Source organism: Reyranella sp. (genome assembly GCF_965249915.1).
Lineage (GTDB): Bacteria > Pseudomonadota > Alphaproteobacteria > Reyranellales > Reyranellaceae > Reyranella.
Genome location: NZ_OZ252257.1, coordinates 722,501 through 742,125, shown reverse-complemented (window position 1 = coordinate 742,125; position 19,625 = coordinate 722,501). Strand labels below are relative to the sequence as shown.

Below are 19,625 nucleotides of genomic sequence, written 5' to 3'. Positions count from 1 at the left end.
GGGGCTTCGCTCAGCGGCCGGCGGCCGACATGGCGACTAACGGCCTGCGGCCGACATGGCGAAGTTGAAGTTGTCGAACGTGTTCTCGGCGACGCGGAACCACAGGTTCTCGTCCGACCGGAAAGCCTTGAGGCTTTCGTAGATCTTCTTGAACTTCGGATCCTTGGCCGCCAGCTCGTCGTAAAACTTGTAGGCCTCGTTGAAGCACGGCTCGAGGACCGAGCGCGGGAACGGCCGCAGCTCGGCGCCGCCCGCCACCAGCCGGCGCAGCGCCGCCGGATTGCTGGCGTCGTACTTGGGCACCATCCAGGACGTCACCAGGCCGGACGCGACCTCGACCATGCTCTGGTAGTTCTTGGGCAGCTTCTCCCAGGCCTGGTTATTGATATAGAGCGAACCGCCGGAGCAGCCTTCCCACCAGCCGGGGTAATAGTAGTACTTGGCGACCTTGTTGAAGCCGAGCTTCTCGTCGTCGTACGGACCGACCCATTCGCAGGCGTCGATCGTGCCCTTTTCGAGCGCCGGATAGATATCGCCGCCGGCGATCTGCTGCGGCACCACGCCGAGACGCTCCAGGATCAGGCCCGCGAAGCCGCCGACGCGGAACTTCAGGCCCTTCATGTCGTCCATCGACTTGATTTCCTTACGGAACCAGCCGCCCATCTGGCAGCCCGTGCCGCCGAAGACGAAGGAGCGGAAATTGTACTCCTTGTAGAAATCGTTGATCAGCTGATGGCCACCGCCGAAGTACAACCAGGCATAGAGCTGGCGCTGATTGAGCGAGAACGGCAGGCCCGTCTCGAACACGAAGTTCGGATGCTTGCCGAAATAGTAGTAGGCCGCGGTCTGGCCGGCCTCGACGGTGCCATTCTGCACCGCATCGGCCACCTGAAGCCCGGGGACGATTTCGCCGGCGGCGAAGGCGCGGACCTGGAACTTGCCGTCGGACATCTCGCCGATGACCTTGGCGAACAGCTCGGAGCCGCCGTAGAGCGTATCGAGCGACTTGGGGAAGCTCGACGTCAGACGCCACTTCACTTCCGGCATGCTCTGGGCAATGGCCGGCGCGGCAATCGTCGTCGCCGCTGCAACTCCTGCGGCACCAACGCCCGCGGTCCTGATGAATTTCCTGCGCTGCATTTTTCTGTTTCCTCCCGTGGTTGCCTTGATGGCCCCCTTCAGCGCTTGCAACACTGGCATGCGAAATTGAATTTGAAAAGCGTCCGACTCCCGGAAATTCCTTAAAAATATGCAATCTTCAGTCGTGAATTGCGCCCGACAGGCAAGAAAAAGCCCCGCCGAAGCGGGGCTTTCGTCCGGCAGAGCCGGCTGAGTCTAAAGCTTGTTGGCGGCCGACTGGCGCGCCATGAAGTTGTCGAAGGTGTTCTCGGCCACACGGAACCAGAGAACTTCTTCATTCCTGAAGGGCTTCCAGGAATCGTAGACCTTCTTGAACTTCGGATTCTTGGCGATGGTCTCGGCGTAGAGTTCGTTGGCGGCGCCGAAGCAGGCCTCCATCACCGACTGAGGGAACGGCAGGAACTTCGTTCCGGCGGCCACCAGCTCGCGCAGCGCGCGCGGGTTCTGGGCGTCGTACTTGGCCACCGACCAACTCACCGTGTCGCCCGACGCCACCGCGATCGCTTCCTTGTACATCGGCGGCAGGGCCTCATATGCCTTCTCGCCGCAGTAGAGCGACAGGGCTGCGCAACCTTCCCACCAGCCGGGGTAGTAGTAATAGGGCGCGACCTTGTTGAAGCCGAGCTTCTGGTCGTCGTACGGGCCGACCCATTCGGCGGCATCGATCGTGCCCTTCTCCAGCGCCGGGTAGATATCGCCGCCGGCGATTTGCTGCGGCACCACGCCGAGCTTCGCCATCACCTGGCCGGCAAAGCCGCCGATGCGCATCTTCACGCCCTTCATGTCCTCGGGCGTCTTGATCTCCTTGCGCCACCATCCGCCCATCTGGGCGCCGGTATGGCTCATGAGGAAGGAGACGATCTTGTATTCCTTGTAGAACTCCCGCATCAGCTCGAGGCCGCCGCCGAAGTAGACCCACGCATTGTGCTGGCGGGTATTAAGTCCGAACGGCAGGGCGGTATCGAACGCGAAGGTCGGATCCTTGCCGACATAGTAATAGGCCGCGGTGTGGCCGCACTCGACGGTCTCGTTCTGGACGGCGTCGACGACCTGCAGGCCCGGAACGATTTCGCCGGCCGCGAAGACGCGGATCTGGAACTTGTTGTCGGTGAGCGCCGCGACGCGCTTGGCGAAGTACTCGCCGGCGCCATAGATCGTGTCGAGCGACTTGGGGAAGCTCGAGGCCATGCGCCACTTCACCTCGGGCATCGACTGGGCAACCGCCGGAGCGGCCAGGACGCCGGCAGCGGCGACCGTCGCACCGCCAACGCCGGCCGTGCGCATGAATTTGCGACGTTGCATTTCGATCATCTCCCTAAGCTTTTTGTTTGCCGAACGCGCGCCTTCTGCCACGCGAACAATTTTGTTGGCGGGTTTATCGCATAGCGCAACGGCGATGAAAAGCAGTTGCCTCCTCCCTGCAGGCAAAGAAAAACCCCGCCGGAGCGGGGTTTTCCAGATATTCCAGGCGGCGCAGCCTAGAGCTTGTTGGCCGCCGACTGGCGCGCCATGAAGTTGTCCATCGTGTTCTCGGCGACGCGGAACCACAGGACCTCCTCGGCGCGGAACGGCTTCCACGATTCGAAGATCTTCTTCCACTTCGGGTTCTTCTCGTTCAGGGAGGCAAACACGTCGTTGGTGGCGTTGTAGCAGGCCTCGAGGACCGGGGCCGAGAACGGCAGGAGCTTCGTGCCCGCCGCGACGAGCTCGCGAACCGCCTTCGGGTTCTGGGCGTCGTACTTGGACAGCATCGATGTGTGCGCCTTGGCGGCAGCGGCTTCGACGATCGTCTGGTAGGACTTCGGCAGTTCCGCCCACTTGGCCAGATTCACATAGGCCGAGAGCTGCGGGCCGGCTTCCCACCAGCCGGGATAGTAATAGTACGGGGCAACCTTGTTGAAGCCGAGCTTCTGGTCGTCGTAAGGACCGACCCATTCGGCGGCGTCGATCGTACCCTTCTCCAGCGCCGGGTAGATGTCGCCACCGGCGATCTGCTGCGGCACAACACCGAGCCTCGTCAGGACTTCGCCGGCAAAGCCGCTGACGCGGAACTTCAGCCCCTTGAGATCGTCGACGGTCTTGATCTCCTTGCGGAACCAGCCGCCCATCTGGGCACCGGTGTTGCCGCACGGGATCGAGTGAATGTTGTAGTCCTTGAAGAACTCGTTCATGGCCTGACGGCCGCCGCCCCAGTTCCACCAGGCATCCTGCTGGCGCGCGTTCAGGCCGAACGGCACCGCGCAATCGAGCGCGAAGGTCAGGTCCTTGCCGACATAATAGTAGGACGCGGTATGGCCCATCTCGACAGTGCCGTTCTGCACGGCATCGGCGACCTGGAGGCCGGGGACGATCTCACCCGCCGCGAACAGACGGATCTGGAACTTGCCGTCGGTAGCGTCCGAAACGTACTTCGTGAACAGCTCGCCGGAGCCGAAGATCGTGTCGAGCGACTTCGGGAAGCTCGATGCCATGCGCCACTTCAGCTCGGGGGCGGATTGCGCGATGGCGGGCGCAGCCAGCGCGCCGGTGGCGGCGACGGCGGCGGTGCCAACACCGGCCGTACGAATGAACTTGCGACGTTGCATGAAACTAGGACTCCCAGCTCGTGTTGCAGGACGACTCGGATGTCGCCTGATTTGCGCGGCTTATGACACGCGCGCTGCATCGGATGAAAGGCTCAACGCATGAGCAATAGCGTGAGCGCCAATGCGCCCACTGCAATGCGGTACCAGGCAAAAACGGTAAAGCCGTGGCGGCTGATGAAACGCACGAAGGCGCGGACCACCAGCATCGCCGACACGAAAGCGGCGGCAAACCCGAGCGCGATCACGCCGCCATGGTCCCAGCTCAGCGACGACCAGTTCTTGTAGAGATCGTAGACGGTCGCCCCCAGCATTGTGGGCATCGCGAGGAAGAACGAAAATTCGGCGGCCGTTGCACGGTCCACGCGAAAAATGCGGGCGCCCATGATGGTGGCGCCCGAGCGCGAGACGCCGGGGATCATCGCCACACACTGGCAGAGACCGATGTAGAGAGCGGTCTTCAGATCGACTTCGTCGAGGCTCTTGATGCGCGGCCGCTGCGCGAAGCGTTCGATCAGGAGGATCGCAATACCGCCCACGATCAGGGCGATGGCGACCACCCACGGGCTGAACAACACCGATTTGATGTACTTATGAGCCGCCACACCGATGATCACCGCCGGCAGGAAAGCCACCAGGATGGCCACCGTGAACCGGGTCGCCTGCTTGTCGCGCTCCAGCACGCCCATCGCGGTCGTCCAGATCTTCGCGCGATAGAGCAGGCAGACGGCAAGGATCGCGCCGAGCTGGATCACGATCTCGAAGACCTTGCCCGGGGGGCCCTGGAAATCGAGAAGTTCCTCGGCGAGGATGATGTGGCCGGTCGACGAGACCGGGAGGAACTCGGTGAGACCTTCGACAACGCCGATCAGCAGCGCCTTCCAGATCAGCGTCAGGTCCATTCTCAATCCTTGAAGCGTTTGGCCCGCGGCCAGCCCTTCTCCGGCATGCGCCCCGCTTGCGCACGCTCGCCCCGCCAGAACTTCAACTCGGCGGCCGGAATGGTCCGGTTACCCCACGGCAAGCCGTCCGAAAGCACGAAGGCCTGCGCATCCGAGAGCAGGTCGCCCTTCGACTTCTGCAGCAGCACGCCCCGGCCGCGGCCCATCTCAGGCACCTGGTCGAGCGGGAAGATCAGCAGCTTGCGGCCTTCGCTCAAGACGGCAATCGAATTCGCCCCCTCGGGCACGATGCCGAGGACCTGGGCCTTCTCCTTGTCGGCCAGGTTCAGGACCTGCTTGCCGTTCTTGGTCTGAGCCACGACCTCGTCTTCCGGCACGATGAAGCCGCGGGCGGCATCCGACGCGACCAGGAACTTGCGGCCGCCCTTGAACACGTCGAGTTGGACGATGTCCTGATCGTTGCCCAGCTCGATCATCAGCCGGATCGGCTCGCCATGGCCGCGCGCACTGGGGAGACGATCGCACCCTACCGTGTAGAAACGGCCATTGCTGCCGAACAGCAGGATCTTGTCCGTGGACTGGGCGTGAATGGCGAAGCGTGCCGTGTCGCCTTCCTTGTACTTCAGCTCGCCGGCAGCCTTGTCGTCGAGATGGCCCTTGGCGGCGCGGATCCATCCCTTCTCGGACAGGATGACGGTGACCGGCTCGCGCTCGACGAAATCCTCGATCGCGTGCTCGATCTCGGCCGGCGCGTCGGCGAGTTCGGTGCGGCGGCGCCCCAGCTCGGTCTTGCCGCCGAACTTCTTCTTCGTCTCACGCACCTCGTCGGCGATGGCCTCCCACTGGAGACCTTCGTCCTTGAGCAGGGCCTTGAGGTCCTTGCGCTCGGCGCTGAGCTTCTTGTGCTCGCCGCGGATTTCGAACTCCTCGAGCCGCCGCAGGGCGCGCAGCCGCATGTTGAGGATCGCCTCGGCCTGCATGTCGGTAAGCCCGAAAGCCGCGATCATCTTGGGCTTGGGCTCGTCCTCCTCGCGGATGATCTTGATCAGCTTGTCGAGGTTCAGATAGGCGATCAGGTAGCCTTCGAGGATCTCCAGGCGCCGCTCGATCGCAGCCAGCCGGAAGGTCGAACGGCGGACCAGCACCTCACGCCGATGGTCGAGGAAGGCCTGCAGCGCCTCGCGCAGGTCCATGACGCGCGGCGTGTTGTCCTTGTCGAGGACGTTGAGATTCAGGGGAAAGCGCGTCTCGAGGTCGCTGAGCTTGAAGAGCTGCTCCATCAGCAGCTCGGCCGGCACGTTGCCGGTCTTCGGCTCCAGCACGATGCGCACGTCGTCGGCCGACTCGTCGCGCACGTCCTCGAGGATGGGCAGCTTCTTGGCGTTGATGATCTCGGCGATCCGCTCAATCAGCTTTCCCTTCTGCACCTGATAGGGAATCTGCGTGACGACGATGCGGTACTGACCGCGCGGGAGCTGCTCGACTTCCCACTTGGCGCGCAGGCGGAAGGCGCCACGGCCCGTCCTGTAGGCCTCGACGATGGCCTCACGCGGCTCGACCAGGATGCCGCCGGTCGGGAAGTCCGGCCCCTTCACCAGATCGACCAGGGTCTCGATGCGCGAGTTGGGCGTCTTGATGAGATGGAGCAGCGCGTCGCAGAGCTCGCCCACATTGTGCGGCGGGATCGAGGTCGCCATGCCGACGGCTATGCCGGCGGCGCCATTGGCCAGAAGGTTCGGGAAGCCGCCCGGCAGCACGATCGGCTCTTCGGTCGAGCCGTCATAGTTGGGCCGGAAGTCGACGGCATTCTCGTCGATGCCGCCCAGCAGCGCCTCGGCCACCTCGGTGAGGCGCGCCTCGGTGTAACGCATCGCGGCGGGGTTATCGCCGTCGATGTTGCCGAAATTGCCCTGGCCCTCGATCAACGGATAGCGCGCGGCGAATTCCTGAGCGAGGCGCACCAGAGCGTCGTAGATCGACTGGTCGCCGTGCGGATGATACTGGCCGATTACGTCGCCGACGACGCGGGCGCTCTTCTTGAACGCGCTGTTCGGATCGAGCCGCAGCTGGCGCATCGCGTACATCAACCGGCGATGCACGGGCTTCAGCCCGTCGCGCACGTCCGGCAGCGACCGCGACATGATGGTCGACAGCGCATACGACAGATAGCGCTCGCGGAGCGCGTCTCCGAATTGCACCGGCTTCACTTCGGCCAGTTGGACGACGTTGTTGCGCTTTGCCATGGACCAGCGTGAAGAGGGGAAGAGCCGCAGTTCCAGCCACGGCCGTGATTATTCTAGCGTTGAAGCGATTCCATAAATCTCGACCGTGCGGGAGGCAAGGGCTTGTTGTGCGGCCAAAAAACGTGCCGTTCGAGGAAAAAGCCCGTGAGATCGAGGCCCTGCCCCAGCTCCAGGTCATCCGAGGACAACCCACCGGTGGATAGAAAGCCCGGCAGCGGCAGCAGCTTCTCCTTGTAGGGTCCGGCGGCGGCGCGGGAGACGGCGCGGCCCGTCTTCGGCGAGACATAGGCCAGGTCCTCGGTCGCGCCCGTGGCGGCGCATTTCTCGAGATCGAGGCCGAAGCCCAGCTCCTGCAGCAGGCCGAGTTCGAGGCGGACATAGATCGTGGGCCAACCGGGATGGCCGATCGAGCCCAGGAACGCCCGGAACCCGTCGAACATCGCCGGATGCGGCTCGCGCTCGGGCAGGGCGGCGTCGATGACGGCGCACGCCGAGGCAAGCCCCGCCAGCTCCGAGGCATCGTCCATGGCGCGGGCGGCGTGTGCCTCGCGCAGTTCGCCCGAAAAGTTGCCCAGCTGCTCGGGCAGCCGGCCCCGCCAGACCACCTCGACCACGTTGCCGGATTGCCAGACCGGACGGGCGCGCCGCGAGACGCCCCCCGGGACGAATCCCGAATGGCGCCCATGATCGCGCGTCAGCAGCGACACGACGAGGCCGGTCTCGCCGTGAGACCGTGCCGTGAGCACGATGCCTTCGTCGTTCCATTCCATGCCTGTGTATGCCCCGCCGGGGCAATTCGCGCTAGGTTGCGCCATGGCCAAACGACCGGGGCCGATATCGAGACGGCGGGCCTTGCAGGGCGCAGGCGCGCTCGCCGCCCTGCCCTCTCTTGTGTTCGCCCAGACCGCCGCCGCCGCGCGGCCCCGCCTCATGCAGGGCGTCCAGTCGGGCGACATCGGCATCGACGGCGCGACCCTGTGGAGCCGCGCGGACCGGCCGTCACGCATGATCGTCGAGTATGCGACGAAGGAGAGTTTCTCGACCATGCGTCGGATCGAGGGACCACTCGCACTCGAAGCGACCGGTTTCACATCGCGCCTGCGTCTCGTCGACTTGCCGCCGGGGCAGACGATCTTCTATCGCATCGCCTACGCCGATCCGGCCACCGCGGGCGCCACGAGCGACTGGGTGCAGGGACGCTTCCGTACGCCGCCGGCGACCGCGGCAGACGTGAGCTTCGTCTGGTCGGCCGACACCGTCGGCCAGGGCTGGGGCATCAATCCCGACATCGGGGGCATGACGATCTACGAGGCGATGCGGTTGCTCGCGCCGGACTTCTTCGTTCACTGCGGCGACACGATCTATGCCGACGACCCGCTCGCGTCGGAGAAGAAGCTGCCGGACGGGCGTGTCTGGAAGAACATCACCACGGACGCGAAGTCGAAGGTCGCCGAATCGCTGGCCGAGTTCCGCGGCAATCATCTCTACAACTTCCTCGACACCAACCTGCGCCGCTTCAACGCCGAGGTCCCGATGATCGCCCTGTGGGACGATCACGACGTCGTCGACAACTGGTACCGGGAAAAACACCTCGAGGAGGATTCGCGCTATCGCGAGAAGAACGTGAGCGTGCTGGCCCGGCGCGCCGAGCGCGCCTTTCGCGAATTCATGCCGCTGGCCGACGGGCTCGACGGGCCGATGCGCCTCTATCGCAAATTCTCGTTCGGTCCGCGTCTCGATCTCATCCGGCTCGACATGCGCAGCTTCCGCGCCGCCAACGGTCCCAACCGACAGGCCGTGGCGGGCAAGGACACGGCCTTTCTCGGCCTCGAACAGGTCGGCTGGCTGAAGCAGGCGCTCAAATCATCGACGGCGACCTGGAAGATCATCGCGGCCGACATGCCGCTCGGGCTCGTCGTCTACGACGACTGGCGCCGCAAGTCCGGCTCCGAGGCCGTGGCCAATGCCGACGATGGCCCACCGCTCGGGCGCGAGTTGGAAATCGCCGGATTGCTGTCTTTCATCAAGCGCGAGAACATCCGCAACGTGCACTGGCTCACCGCCGACGTGCACTATCCCGCCACCCATCGCTACGATCCCGCCCGGGCCGCCTTCCAGGACTTCACACCGTTCTACGAATTCGTGTCCGGCCCGCTCTGCGCTGGCGGCTTTGGCCCGAACGCACTCGACGGCACGTTTGGACCTCAGGTCGTGTTCCAGAAAGTGCCGCCGCCCGGCCGCTTCGATCTCTCGCCGCTCGAGGGATCGTGCCACTTCGGCCATGTGAAGATCGACGGCCGCTCAGGCGCAATGACGGTCAGTCATCGAGACGCCAGCGGCAAGGTCATCCATTCGCTGGAATTGATGCCATCCTAGAAGCAACACCCCTGTCATCCTGAACGCGGCGAAGGACGACAGTTGTGAACGCGATGCGACTCCGTCGCGCTTCAAGACTGATAGTCGAGCCCGATCGTGCGGTAGTGCGACGGATCCTCCGCCCAGCGTTCGCTCACCTTGACGTGCAGGAAGAGATGAACCGGGCGCTCGAGCATCTGCGAAAGCTCATGCCGCGCGCGCGCGCCGATCTGCTTGATGCGGGCGCCGCCCTTGCCGAGGAAGATCGCGCGCTGGCCCTCGCGCTGGACATAGATGATCTGCTCGACCCTGACGCTGCCGTCGGGACGATCCTCCCACTTCTCGGTCTCGACCGCCGCCTCGTAGGGCAGTTCCTGCTGAAGCTGCAGGAACACCTGCTCGCGCGTCACCTCCGCCGCGAGAAGGCGCAGCGGCAGGTCGGCGGCCTGATCCTCCGGGTACAGGAACGGACCCGGCGGGACGGCGAGCGCGAAAGCGGCGAGCAGGTCGCCGACACCGTCGGCCTTGAGGGCGCTCACCATGAAGGTGCGCTCGAACGGCACGATCGCGTTGAGTTCGGCGGTGAGCGCGAGCAACGTCTCGCGCGCCACCAGATCGATCTTGTTCAGCACGAGGATGCGCGGCGTCTTGGAATCCTTCAGCCGCTCGGCGATCGCCTTGGTCTCCTGGCCGATACCGCGCTCGGCATCGACGACCAGCGCCACCAGGTCGGCATCGTCGGCGCCCTGCCAGGCGGCGGCGACCATGGCGCGTTCCAGGCGGCGCTTGGCCACGCGAAAGATGCCAGGCGTGTCCACCAGAATGACCTGCGCACGGGACGCACCCTCTCCCGTATCGGGAATGTCCGCCATGGCGATACCGATCACGCGCATGCGCGTGGTCTGCACCTTGGGTGACACGATACTCACCTTGGATCCGACCAGCCCGTTCACCAGGGTCGATTTGCCGGCGTTCGGTGCGCCGACGACGGCGACGAAGCCGGCCCGCGTTGCAGGTGTGCTCATGCCTCGTTCAACCTTTCCAGCAATGTCATGGCCGCCAGCCGCTCGGCTTCGCGCTTGCTGCCGCCGCGGCCACGCGCGGGATCATGTCCCTTGAGAATCGCATCGACCACAAAGACCGGGGCATGCGCCGGCCCCTCGCGGTCGACCTCGAGATAGACCGGCAGGGGCAGACGGCGCGCCTGGGCCCATTCCTGCAGGGCTGTCTTGGGATCGCGCGGCACGGCCACCCGACTGCTCAGCCGGTCGCCCCACAGCACGGCCACGCTGCCCGCCGCAGCTTCGAGGCCGGCATCCAGGAAGATGGCGCCGAGGAGCGCTTCCAACGCATCGGCCAGGATGTTGGGCCGCACGCTGCTGCCCTGGGTCCGCTCCGAGTCGCCAAGCCGCAGATGGACGCCGAGGCCGATTTCCGTGGCGATCTCGACCAGCGTCTCGGCACGCACCAGCGCGGCGTGGCGACGCGCCAGCTCGCCTTCGCGCTCGTGCGGGAAGTGGCGCAACAGCAGATCGGCCATGGCGAGCGACAGGACGCGGTCACCCAGGAATTCCAGCCGTTCGTTGCCGTTCGGAAAGGCTGCCTTGAGCTCGGGCCGGCGGTCGAGCGCGCTGCGATGGGTCAGCGCTTCCGAAGCCAATTCGGGATGCGCGAAAACATGCCCCACCCCCTTCGACAGCGCCGTGAGATCGACGTCCGTCGAATTCAGTGGATTGCCATGAAGAAGCGGTTCCAGCGTATCGCCTCGGGCCATTTCCACGGTTCCAGCCAACCTGCTGCCGATGGATCGTGCGAGAAGAAGATGAACTCCGCCCGGCCCACCAGGTTCTCGGCCGGCACGTACCACCCGAGTTGGTCTCGGTCGCGCGTCGAGCCGGAGAAGTCGCGCAGCATCAGACGCGTTCGACTGTCGAGCGAGTCGTCGCGATTGTCGCCCATGACGAAGTAACTGCCGGCCGGCACGAGGAACTCCGGCGTGTTGTCGGCCATGCCATCGTCGCGATATTCGAGAACCGTGTAGCGGCGACCGTTCGGGAGGGTTTCGCTGTACAGCGTGCCCTTCTGATAGTGACCGTTGTTGCCCTTCACATGATCGCCGATCTTCAGCCGGTCGACGGCCACGCCGTTGATGTGCAGCAGGCCGTTCGTCACCTGGATGCGGTCGCCCGGCATGCCGACGATGCGCTTGATGTAATCGGTGCGATTGACGCCCTGGCCCTGGTCGCCGGGATACTTGAACACCGCGACGTCACCGCGCTCCGGCGGCGAGCCGAAGATCCGTCCGGAAAACACACCGAGCGAAAACGGGAAGGAATGCTTGCTGTATCCATAGGAATACTTGGACACGAACAGGTAGTCGCCGACCAGCAAGGTCGGGATCATCGAGCCGCTTGGAATGTTGAAGGGCTCGATGGCAAAGGTCCGCACGACCAGTGCAATCAGGACGGCATAGACCACCGTCCGGACGGTTTCTCCCCATCCGCCGGTCTTTTCCTGTGCTCTCTTGCGACGCTCAGCCACGTCCGTCATCGCCGTACCAGTTTCAACGAGCCGCGGCTATAGCAGGGCCCGGCGCCCCTGTCTCCCGCCCCGGCCGCGGCATGGGAGCCTTGCCGATTGTCGAAAGCAACCCGGCGGATCATGGGCCGGGCACCGCCGAGATGATCACGACGGCCTGAGCCAGCGGGTATTCGTCGGTGATGCTCAAGTCGATTTGTGGCGTCATGCCGGCCGGCGTGATCTTTTGAAGCCGGGCCAACGCCCCGCCCGTCAGGGCCAGCGTCGGCTTGCCGCTCTTCTGATTGATCACACCCATGTCTCGCCAGAAGACCCCCGCCCGCAGGCCGGTGCCCAGCGCCTTGGCACAAGCTTCCTTGGCCGCAAACCGCTTGGCGTAGCTGGCGGCACGGGTTGCCCGGCCTTCCGAGCGCTTCTGCTCGGTTTCCGTGAAGACGCGCTGGATGAACCGCTGGCCAAAGCGTTCCAGCGACTTCTCGATGCGCCGGATGTCGCAGAGATCGTTGCCCAGGCCGATGATCACGCGGCGACTCCCCCGATCCGCGCGGCGTCCATGATGCGCCGCATCTCGCGGATCGCCGGTTCCAGACCGACGAAGATCGCCTCGCCGATCAGGAAGTGGCCGATGTTGAGTTCGCGCACTTCCGGAATGGCGGCAATCGGCCCGACGTCGGCGTAGCTCAGCCCATGGCCGGCATGGCACTCCAGGCCGAGCCTGGCGCACAGCGCCGCCGCCGAGGCGATGCGCTGCAATTCCGCTTGCTTGGCCTCGCCCTCGATCTCGCAGTAGCGGCCGGTGTGCAATTCCACGACCGGCGCGCCCAGCGTGACGGCCGCCTCGAGCTGGCGGGGGTCGGCCTCGATGAACAGCGAGACTCGGATACCGGCATCGCGCAGGCGGGCAATCATCGGCTTGAGGTGATTGTGCTGCCCCGCCGCGTCGAGCCCGCCTTCTGTCGTCCGCTCCTCGCGCTTCTCCGGCACGATACAGGCGGCGTGCGGGCGATGGCGCAAGGCGATGTCGATCATCTCCTGGGTCGCGGCCATCTCGAAATTGAGCGGCACCTTGAGTTCCCGCATCAGCCCGTCGATGTCGGCATCGACGATGTGGCGCCGGTCTTCGCGCAGATGCGCCGTGATGCCGTCGGCGCCGGCGGCCTCGGCCAGGCGCGCGGCGCGCAGCGGATCGGGCAGATGCCCGCCACGCGCGTTCCGCACCGTGGCGACGTGGTCGATATTGATGCCGAGACGCAGGGGATGGGGCGCAGTCATACGAAACTTTCGCGGAGAGAGGTCGAGGAAGCCGTCAATTGCGGGCGCGTTCGACGGCGTTGATGGCAGGGGTGGCGCGCAGCGCCGCGGTGATGTCAGCCAGGTGCTTCACGTCGGACACCTCGACGTCGATCACCATGTCGAAGAAATCCATCGACCGGTTGACGATGCGCAAGTTGGAGATATTGCCCTCGTGCCGGGCGATCACCGTGGACAGGCTCGACAGGCTGCCGGGCTGGTTGGCGACGGTGATCTTGAGGCGGCCCGTGTAGACGCCGCCGCCACCCTCGCTCACCGAATCCCAGCCGACGTCGATCCAGCGCTCGGGCGACTCGGAAAAGCTCTCCAGCGTGGCGCAGTCGATCGTGTGGATGGTGACGCCCTTGCCGGTGGTGATGATGCCCACGATGCGGTCGCCGGGCAGCGGGTGGCAGCAGCGCGCGAAGTGCACCGCCATGCCCGGGATCAACCCGCGAATGGCGATCTGCTCGCCGTCCAGCTTGCCCGCTCGCCCGCCCTCGCCGGGCTTGCCTGACTTGCCGGTACGTGCGCGCGAGATCGGCACCACGTCGGCGCCCCCCTTCCGCGGCTGCTTCAGCCCCGGATACACCGCCGTCAGGACCTCGCGGGCGCCCAGAAGCCCGGCGCCGACCGTGGCGACGAGATCGTCCGTCGAGGCCTGCTTGAAGTTGAGGCGCACGCCCTCGAGGCCCTTCTCGGTGACCTCGTAGCCCTCCTCGTGGAAGGCCTTGTCGAGCAGCGACTTGCCGAGCTGGATGTACTGCTCGCGCTGGCGCGTACGAATGAAGCGGCGGATCGCGGCCTTGGCCTTGCCGGTGACGACGAAGCGCTCCCAGGTCGGCGACGGGGTCTGGGCCTTCGAGGTGATGATATCGACCTGGTCGCCGTTGGTGAGCTGCGTCCGCAGCGGCAGCATGCGGCCGTTGATCTTGGCGCCGACGCAGGTGTCGCCCACCTGGCTGTGCACGGCATAGGCGAAGTCGATCGGGGTCGCGCCGCGCGGCAGCGCGATCAGCTTGCCCTTGGGCGTAAAGCAGAAGACCTGGTCCTGGAACATCTCGAGCTTGGTGTGCTCGAGGAACTCCTCGGCATTGGGCGCCTTGTCGAGAATGTCCATGAGGCTGCGCAGCCAGGCATATTGCGGCGCGTCGGTCGACGGCTCGCCCTGCTTGTAGATCCAGTGGGCGGCCACGCCGCGCTCGGCCTGGTCCTGCATCTCCCCGGTGCGGATCTGGATCTCGATGCGCTGGCCAAGCGGGCCGATGACGCCGGTGTGGAGCGAGCGGTAGCCGTTGGGCTTGGGTACCGAAATGTAGTCCTTGAAGCGCTGCGGCAGCACTTGATAGCTGCCGTGCAACAGGCCGAGCGCCTGATAACACTGCGCCACGTCAGCAACGATGATGCGGAAGGCCATGATGTCGGAGAGCTGCTCGAAGGATACGTTCTTCTTCTGCATCTTCCGCCAGATCGAATAGGGCGTCTTCTCGCGGCCCGAAACCTGGGCCTCGAGCCCGCCGTCCTTCAGCGTCTTGACCAGCTCGACCTCGATCTGGGGCACCAGCTTGTCGCCGCGCTCGCGCAGATAGCCCTGGCGCGCCAGCACCGACGCACGGCCATCGGGATTGAGCTCGGCGAAAGCCAGCTCTTCCAGTTCGCGCTTCACCTTCTCCATGCCGATGCGGGAGGCGAGCGGCGCGTAGAGGTCCATGGTTTCGCGCGCGATGCGGCGGCGGCGCGCCGGCTCCTTGATGTGATGGAGCGTGCGCATGTTGTGGAGCCGGTCGGCGAGCTTCACCAGAAGCACGCGAATGTCCGACGACATCGCCAGGACCAGCTTGCGCAGGTTCTCGGCTTCCTTGGTGCTCTCCGACTGGATCTCGAGGCGCGAAAGCTTGGTGACGCCGTCGACCAGGCGCGCGATGTCCTCGCCGAACAGGCTGGCGATCTCGTCGCGCGTGGCGTCGGTGTCCTCGAGCGTGTCGTGCAGCAGGCCGGTGACGATCGAGTCGGTATCGAGCCGCATCTCCGCCAGCAGGCCCGCGACCTCGACGGGATGGGAGAAATAGGGGTCGCCCGAGGCTCGGAGCTGGTTGCCGTGCTTCTTCAGCCCGTAGACGTAGGCACGATTGAGAACGTCCTCGTCCGCATCCGGATCGTAGGACTGTACACGCTCGACGAGTTCAAATTGGCGAATCATGGCAGTCGCCCACTATATGGGGACGATTGCGCTCACTCCACGGCGATTGCACGAATAGCAGGCTGAACGCTTTTGGGGCTCAGCCTGCCGGCCGGCTATTCGGCGACGTCGTCTTCCTCGGCCATCGGGAGCGCCTTGGGCTGGGCGGCTTCCGCACCGCCCTGCGCCAGCGCCGCCGCCAGCTCCTGCTCGAGCTCGGCCATCTCGTTGACTTCCTCGGGCTTGTCGACGTCGGCGTGCTTCTGCATGCCGGAGATCAGGGAATCCTTCAGGACCGCCTGGTCGAGCTTCATTTCCGCGATCTCGCGCAGCGCCACGACGGGGTTCTTGTCGCGGTCGCGGTCGAGCGTGATCTGGGCGCCGGCCGAGATGTCACGAGCGCGCTGCGAGGCAAACATGACCAGTTCGAAACGGTTGGGGATCTGCACGATGCAGTCTTCGACGGTGACACGCGCCATGGCGGAACCTCAAATTTCTTGGAAGTCGCGGGTTATACAAGCCCCTGCCCAAAAGGCAAGCCGGGAGGCTCGAAGGGCTGGGCGATCTGATCCGCCGGCAGGGAGGCCCGGAGGTCACGAATGGAGGCCCCCGAGACCGGGTGGCGCCAGTCCGGGGCAAGATCGGCCAGCGGGCACAGGACGAAGGCCCGCCCCGTCATCCTGGGGTGCGGAAGGGTCGCCCTGGAAGGGCCGGCAGCCGCGATCTGGCCGCGATAATCGAGCAAATCCAGGTCGATCAGTCGGGCGGCATTGGGCACGCTCCGGACCCGGCCGAACAGGTCTTCGATCTCGTGCAGGGTGGCCAGCAGCTCGTCGGCCGGCAGGGAGGTGGCGATTTCGGCCACCAGATTGACGTACCAGGGCTGATCGGAGGCCGGCACCGGCGCCGTCCTGTACCAACGGGAATAGCGCAGCACGCGGACCTGCCGCCGGTCCAGCTCCAGCAGCGCGGCCTGGAGCGTCTCCTGGGGCGAGGCATAGGACGGGTGGGGCAGATTGGCTCCGGCGCCAATGAAAATCGGTCGGCGCTCTTTATTGTCCACCAGCAAGCGCCCCCAACCCCTTGTGATCTATGGATGAAATACCTACTCTTAATATACTTTCCGAGCGCTGGGGGTTACCAGCCCTCGGCGATACCAGATATTTTTTGCTCGACCTGCGCATATTATTCATAAGGGCTTGATCGCCATGAAAGGCAATTTTTACGAGAACGAGCGCGTCGCGCTGTTCATCGACGGTGCGAATCTCTACTCGGCTGCCCGCTCCCTGGGGTTCGACATCGACTATCGCCGGCTGCTGAAGGTGTTCCGCGAGAAGGGCCGCCTGGTTCGCGCCTACTATTACACCGCGCTGGTCGAGGATCAGGAATATTCGCCGATCCGGCCGCTGATCGATTGGCTGGACTACAACGGCTACACCATGGTCACCAAGCCGGCCAAGGAGTTCACCGATGCCATGGGCCGCCGCAAGATCAAGGGCAACATGGACATCGAGCTGGCCATCGACGTGCTCGAAATGGCCGACCATCTCGACCATGTGATCCTGTTCTCGGGCGACGGCGATTTCCGGCGGCTGGTGGAAGCCGTGCAGCGCCGCGGCATCCGGGTCTCGGTCGTCAGCACCATCAAGTCGGCCCCGCCGATGGTGGCCGACGAGTTGCGCCGTCAGGCCGACGACTTCATCGAGCTGTCCGAGCTGGCGCCGCTGATCGCCCGCAATCCGTCGGAGCGCGCGCCGCGTCCGGCTGCCGCGCCGGGCACGTCGCGCGAGGCCGAAGCGGAGTTCGACGAGGCGCCGTCCGAGTCGATGATGCGATCGGCCTAAGGCCGCCTCAGAAAGTGCCTGCGCAAGCCTTCGAAGAGCCGCCGCTCGACTGCCCGCGCTGTCCGAGGCTCGTGGCGTTTCTTCACGAGCTGCGGGGCAAGTACCCGGACTGGAAGAATGCACCGGTCCGGTCGTTCGGCAAGCTCGACGCCCGAATGCTGATCGTCGGCCTGGCGCCCGGCATGAAGGGCGCAAACCGCACCGGCCGCCCCTTCACCGGCGATTATGCCGGCGACCTGCTCTATTCGACCCTGCTGAAGTTCGGCTTCGCCCAGGGCACCTACCGGGCCGATCCGGCCGACGGGCTGCGGCTCGTCGACTGCCGCATCGCCAACGCCGTGCGCTGCCTGCCGCCGGAGAACAAGCCGCTGCCGCTCGAGTTCACGGCCTGCCGGCCTTTCCTGCAGTCCGAGCTCGCCAGCATGCCGAACCTGCGGATCCTCGTGGCCCTGGGCAAGGGCGCTCACGACCAGATCCTGCGCGCCCTCACCGTGCGTCCGGCGGGCGCCTATCCGTTCATCCATGGCCGGCTGCACGAGCTTCCGACCGGCTTGATGCTCGCCGACAGCTATCACTGCTCGCGCTACAACACGAACACCGGCCGCCTCACGACCGAGATGTTCCACCAGGTCTTCGACGGAGTCCGGCGCGCCCTCGACGCCTGAGGCTTCGCGCAGAAACAGAAAAACCGACATCCCTGCGGCCGGAGCCGCTGGAATGTCGGTTTCTATGGTTGCGGGGGCAGGATTTGAACCTACGACCTTCAGGTTATGAGCCTGACGAGCTACCGGGCTGCTCCACCCCGCGTCAAATCGATCGCGCTGAGCGCGCGTTTGATCGGAATGTATGTCCTTAGCGTTCGGAAGATCCGGCAGCGACCTACTCTCCCGTGCCTTGAGACACAGTACCATTGGCGCTGAGAGTTTTCACGTCCGAGTTCGGAATGGGATCGGGTGTACACCTCTCGCTAGAGCCACCGGATCGTCCGAACGCAAAGGATTGAGGTCTAAAGTCGTGCACAAGGCCATGCAGCGGATGTCGACCGCTGCACGGAACGAATGAAGTCAAGCCGATCGAGCTATTAGTACCGCTAAGCTGAATGCATCACTGCACTTGCACATGCGGCCTATCAACGTGGTGGTCTACCACGACTCTCAGCGAGACCTAGTTTTGAGGCGGGTTTCACGCTTAGATGCTTTCAGCGTTTATCCCTTCACTACATAGCTACCCGGCGCTACGGCTGGCGCCATAACCGGTACACCAGAGGTAAGTCCATCCCGGTCCTCTCGTACTAAGGACGGCTCCTCTCAAGTCTCGAACACCCACAGCAGATAGGGACCAAACTGTCTCACGACGTTTTGAACCCAACTCACGTACCACTTTAATCGGCGAACAGCCGAACCCTTGGGACCTGCTCCAGCCCCAGGATGTGATGAGTCGACATCGAGGTGCCAAACACCACCGTCGCTGTGGACGCTTGGGTGGTATCAGCCTGTTATCCCCGGCGTACCTTTTATCCGTTGAGCGATGGCCCACTCACGCGGAACCACCGGATCACTATGGCCGACTTTCGTCCCTGCTCGACTTGTCAGTCTCGCAGTCAGGCGGGCTTGTGCCATTGCACTCAGCAGCCGATTTCCGACCGGCCTGAGCCCACCATCGCGCGCCTCCGTTACTCTTTGGGAGGCGACCGCCCCAGTCAAACTACCCACCATGCAGGGTCCCGGATCTGGATGACAGACCGCGGTTAGACATCAAAGAACAAAAGGGCGGTATTTCAAGGTTGCCTCCACCCGAGCTAGCGCCCAGGTTTCAAAGGCTCCCGCCTATCCTACACATCCATTCTCTAATGCCACTGCAAAGTTGTAGTAAAGGTGCACGGGGTCTTTCCGTCTAACTGCGGGTACCCCGCATCTTCACGGGGAATTCAATTTCGCCGAGCCCATGTTGGAGACAGCGGGGAAGTCGTTACGCCATTCGTGCAGGTCGGAACTTACCCGACAAGGAATTTCGCTACCTTAGGACCGTTATAGTTACGGCCGCCGTTTACCGGGGCTTCAATTCAAGGCTTGCACCTCTCCTCTTAACCTTCCGGCACCGGGCAGGCGTCAGACCCTATACTTCGCCTCACGGCTTAGCAGAGCCCTGTGTTTTTGGTAAACAGTCGCCACCCCCTAGTCTGTGCCCCTCTGACGAGACCGTCAGAGGCCCCCTTATCCCGAAGTTACGGGGGTAAATTGCCTAGTTCCTTCAACATGGTTCCCTCAAGCGCCTTGGTATACTCTACCAGTCCACCTGTGTCGGTTTAGGGTACGGTCTATACGCTGGGGCTATTTCCTGGAACCCTTGGGCCGCCCGAGCATTCGCCAACGAGCTCGGGCCACTTTTCGGATCCGTCACCACCAGCAGGCCCACGAATATTGACGTGGTTCCCATCGTCTACGGCTGTCGCCCTCGACTTAGGGGCCGGCTAACCCTGCGCGGATTGACCTTGCGCAGGAACCCTTGGACTTACGGCGAAAGCGTCTCTCACGCTTTTTATCGCTACTTAT

The 19,625-nt window shown here is 64.4% G+C and carries 17 protein-coding genes, 1 tRNA gene and 2 rRNA genes (1 of these 20 cut by a window edge); 3 read left to right on the top strand and 17 right to left on the bottom strand.

From position 1 onward, the window contains the following. Positions 1 to 36 precede the first annotated feature (36 nt). From ACP15H_RS03580 to recO, 6 genes are all read right to left on the bottom strand, one after another. A complete protein-coding gene (locus ACP15H_RS03580) occupies positions 37 to 1,140 on the bottom strand; it encodes a TRAP transporter substrate-binding protein (protein ID WP_425064848.1) in 1,104 nt (367 codons plus the stop codon). A gap of 195 nt (positions 1,141 to 1,335) precedes the next feature. Continuing rightward, positions 1,336 to 2,442 carry a TRAP transporter substrate-binding protein gene (locus ACP15H_RS03575; protein WP_425064847.1) on the bottom strand — a complete coding sequence of 369 codons (1,107 nt, stop codon included), beginning with the start codon at positions 2,440 to 2,442 and terminating at the stop codon, positions 1,336 to 1,338. A 176-nt stretch (positions 2,443 to 2,618) separates the two neighbouring features. Beyond that, positions 2,619 to 3,725: a TRAP transporter substrate-binding protein gene (locus ACP15H_RS03570; RefSeq protein WP_425064846.1), complete on the bottom strand. Its 1,107-nt coding sequence runs from the start codon at positions 3,723 to 3,725 to the stop codon at positions 2,619 to 2,621. Between the two features lie 92 nt (positions 3,726 to 3,817). After that, positions 3,818 to 4,624, bottom strand: a complete 807-nt coding sequence (locus tag ACP15H_RS03565; protein WP_425064845.1) for an undecaprenyl-diphosphate phosphatase — start codon at positions 4,622 to 4,624, stop codon at positions 3,818 to 3,820. Positions 4,625 to 4,626: 2 nt separating this feature from the next. Next, entirely contained in the window at positions 4,627 to 6,867 is a 2,241-nt protein-coding gene (parC, locus tag ACP15H_RS03560) for a DNA topoisomerase IV subunit A (RefSeq protein ID WP_425064844.1), read from the bottom strand. A 53-nt stretch (positions 6,868 to 6,920) separates the two neighbouring features. Next, entirely contained in the window at positions 6,921 to 7,637 is a 717-nt protein-coding gene (gene recO / locus ACP15H_RS03555) for a DNA repair protein RecO (protein WP_425064843.1), read from the bottom strand. Positions 7,638 to 7,680: 43 nt separating this feature from the next. On the opposite strand from recO, the gene ACP15H_RS03550 reads away from it, so the two are divergent. Continuing rightward, entirely contained in the window at positions 7,681 to 9,243 is a 1,563-nt protein-coding gene (locus ACP15H_RS03550) for an alkaline phosphatase D family protein (RefSeq protein WP_425064842.1), read from the top strand. Positions 9,244 to 9,314: 71 nt separating this feature from the next. On the opposite strand, the gene era is transcribed toward ACP15H_RS03550, so the two are convergent. The 8 genes from era to folK all read right to left on the bottom strand — a co-directional run bounded on the left by era (position 9,315) and on the right by folK (position 16,292). Beyond that, positions 9,315 to 10,247 carry a GTPase Era gene (gene era, locus ACP15H_RS03545; protein WP_425064841.1) on the bottom strand — a complete coding sequence of 311 codons (933 nt, stop codon included), beginning with the start codon at positions 10,245 to 10,247 and terminating at the stop codon, positions 9,315 to 9,317. Next, the gene (rnc, locus tag ACP15H_RS03540; RefSeq protein ID WP_425064840.1) at positions 10,244 to 10,996 is read right to left on the bottom strand and encodes a ribonuclease III; all 753 of its coding nucleotides are present in this window, start codon (positions 10,994 to 10,996) and stop codon (positions 10,244 to 10,246) included. The genes era and rnc overlap by 4 nt, the downstream gene beginning before the upstream one ends. Beyond that, the gene (lepB, locus tag ACP15H_RS03535) at positions 10,948 to 11,772 is read right to left on the bottom strand and encodes a signal peptidase I (RefSeq protein WP_425064839.1); all 825 of its coding nucleotides are present in this window, start codon (positions 11,770 to 11,772) and stop codon (positions 10,948 to 10,950) included. The genes rnc and lepB overlap by 49 nt, the downstream gene beginning before the upstream one ends. A 109-nt stretch (positions 11,773 to 11,881) precedes the next feature. Then, positions 11,882 to 12,283: a holo-ACP synthase gene (gene acpS / locus ACP15H_RS03530; RefSeq protein WP_425064838.1), complete on the bottom strand. Its 402-nt coding sequence runs from the start codon at positions 12,281 to 12,283 to the stop codon at positions 11,882 to 11,884. Further along, positions 12,280 to 13,032 (bottom strand): pyridoxine 5'-phosphate synthase, encoded by a 753-nt coding sequence (locus ACP15H_RS03525; protein ID WP_425064837.1) that lies wholly within the window; start codon positions 13,030 to 13,032, stop codon positions 12,280 to 12,282. Before ACP15H_RS03525 ends, acpS begins: the two co-directional genes overlap by 4 nt. A gap of 34 nt (positions 13,033 to 13,066) precedes the next feature. Beyond that, the gene (locus ACP15H_RS03520) at positions 13,067 to 15,250 is read right to left on the bottom strand and encodes a RelA/SpoT family protein (protein WP_425064836.1); all 2,184 of its coding nucleotides are present in this window, start codon (positions 15,248 to 15,250) and stop codon (positions 13,067 to 13,069) included. Between the two features lie 95 nt (positions 15,251 to 15,345). After that, a complete protein-coding gene (rpoZ, locus tag ACP15H_RS03515) occupies positions 15,346 to 15,708 on the bottom strand; it encodes a DNA-directed RNA polymerase subunit omega (protein ID WP_425064835.1) in 363 nt (120 codons plus the stop codon). Between the two features lie 32 nt (positions 15,709 to 15,740). Then, positions 15,741 to 16,292, bottom strand: a complete 552-nt coding sequence (gene folK / locus ACP15H_RS03510; protein WP_425069857.1) for a 2-amino-4-hydroxy-6-hydroxymethyldihydropteridine diphosphokinase — start codon at positions 16,290 to 16,292, stop codon at positions 15,741 to 15,743. A 145-nt stretch (positions 16,293 to 16,437) separates the two neighbouring features. Between folK and ACP15H_RS03505 the strand changes: the two genes are divergently transcribed. Both ACP15H_RS03505 and ACP15H_RS03500 read left to right on the top strand, forming a co-directional pair. Further along, complete coding sequence (locus tag ACP15H_RS03505) at positions 16,438 to 17,073, top strand: NYN domain-containing protein (protein WP_425064834.1); 636 nt, start codon at positions 16,438 to 16,440, stop codon at positions 17,071 to 17,073. Then, positions 17,064 to 17,738, top strand: a complete 675-nt coding sequence (locus ACP15H_RS03500) for a uracil-DNA glycosylase (protein WP_425069856.1) — start codon at positions 17,064 to 17,066, stop codon at positions 17,736 to 17,738. Before ACP15H_RS03505 ends, ACP15H_RS03500 begins: the two co-directional genes overlap by 10 nt. 65 nt (positions 17,739 to 17,803) lie before the next feature. Here ACP15H_RS03500 and ACP15H_RS03495 read toward each other — a convergent pair. The 3 genes from ACP15H_RS03495 to ACP15H_RS03485 form a co-directional block, all read right to left on the bottom strand. Then, positions 17,804 to 17,880 (bottom strand) — tRNA-Met (locus tag ACP15H_RS03495). 59 nt (positions 17,881 to 17,939) lie between these two features. Further along, positions 17,940 to 18,054, bottom strand: a 5S ribosomal RNA gene (rrf, locus tag ACP15H_RS03490). A gap of 79 nt (positions 18,055 to 18,133) precedes the next feature. Next, positions 18,134 to 19,625 (bottom strand): 23S ribosomal RNA (locus ACP15H_RS03485); it runs 1,238 nt beyond the window's last position.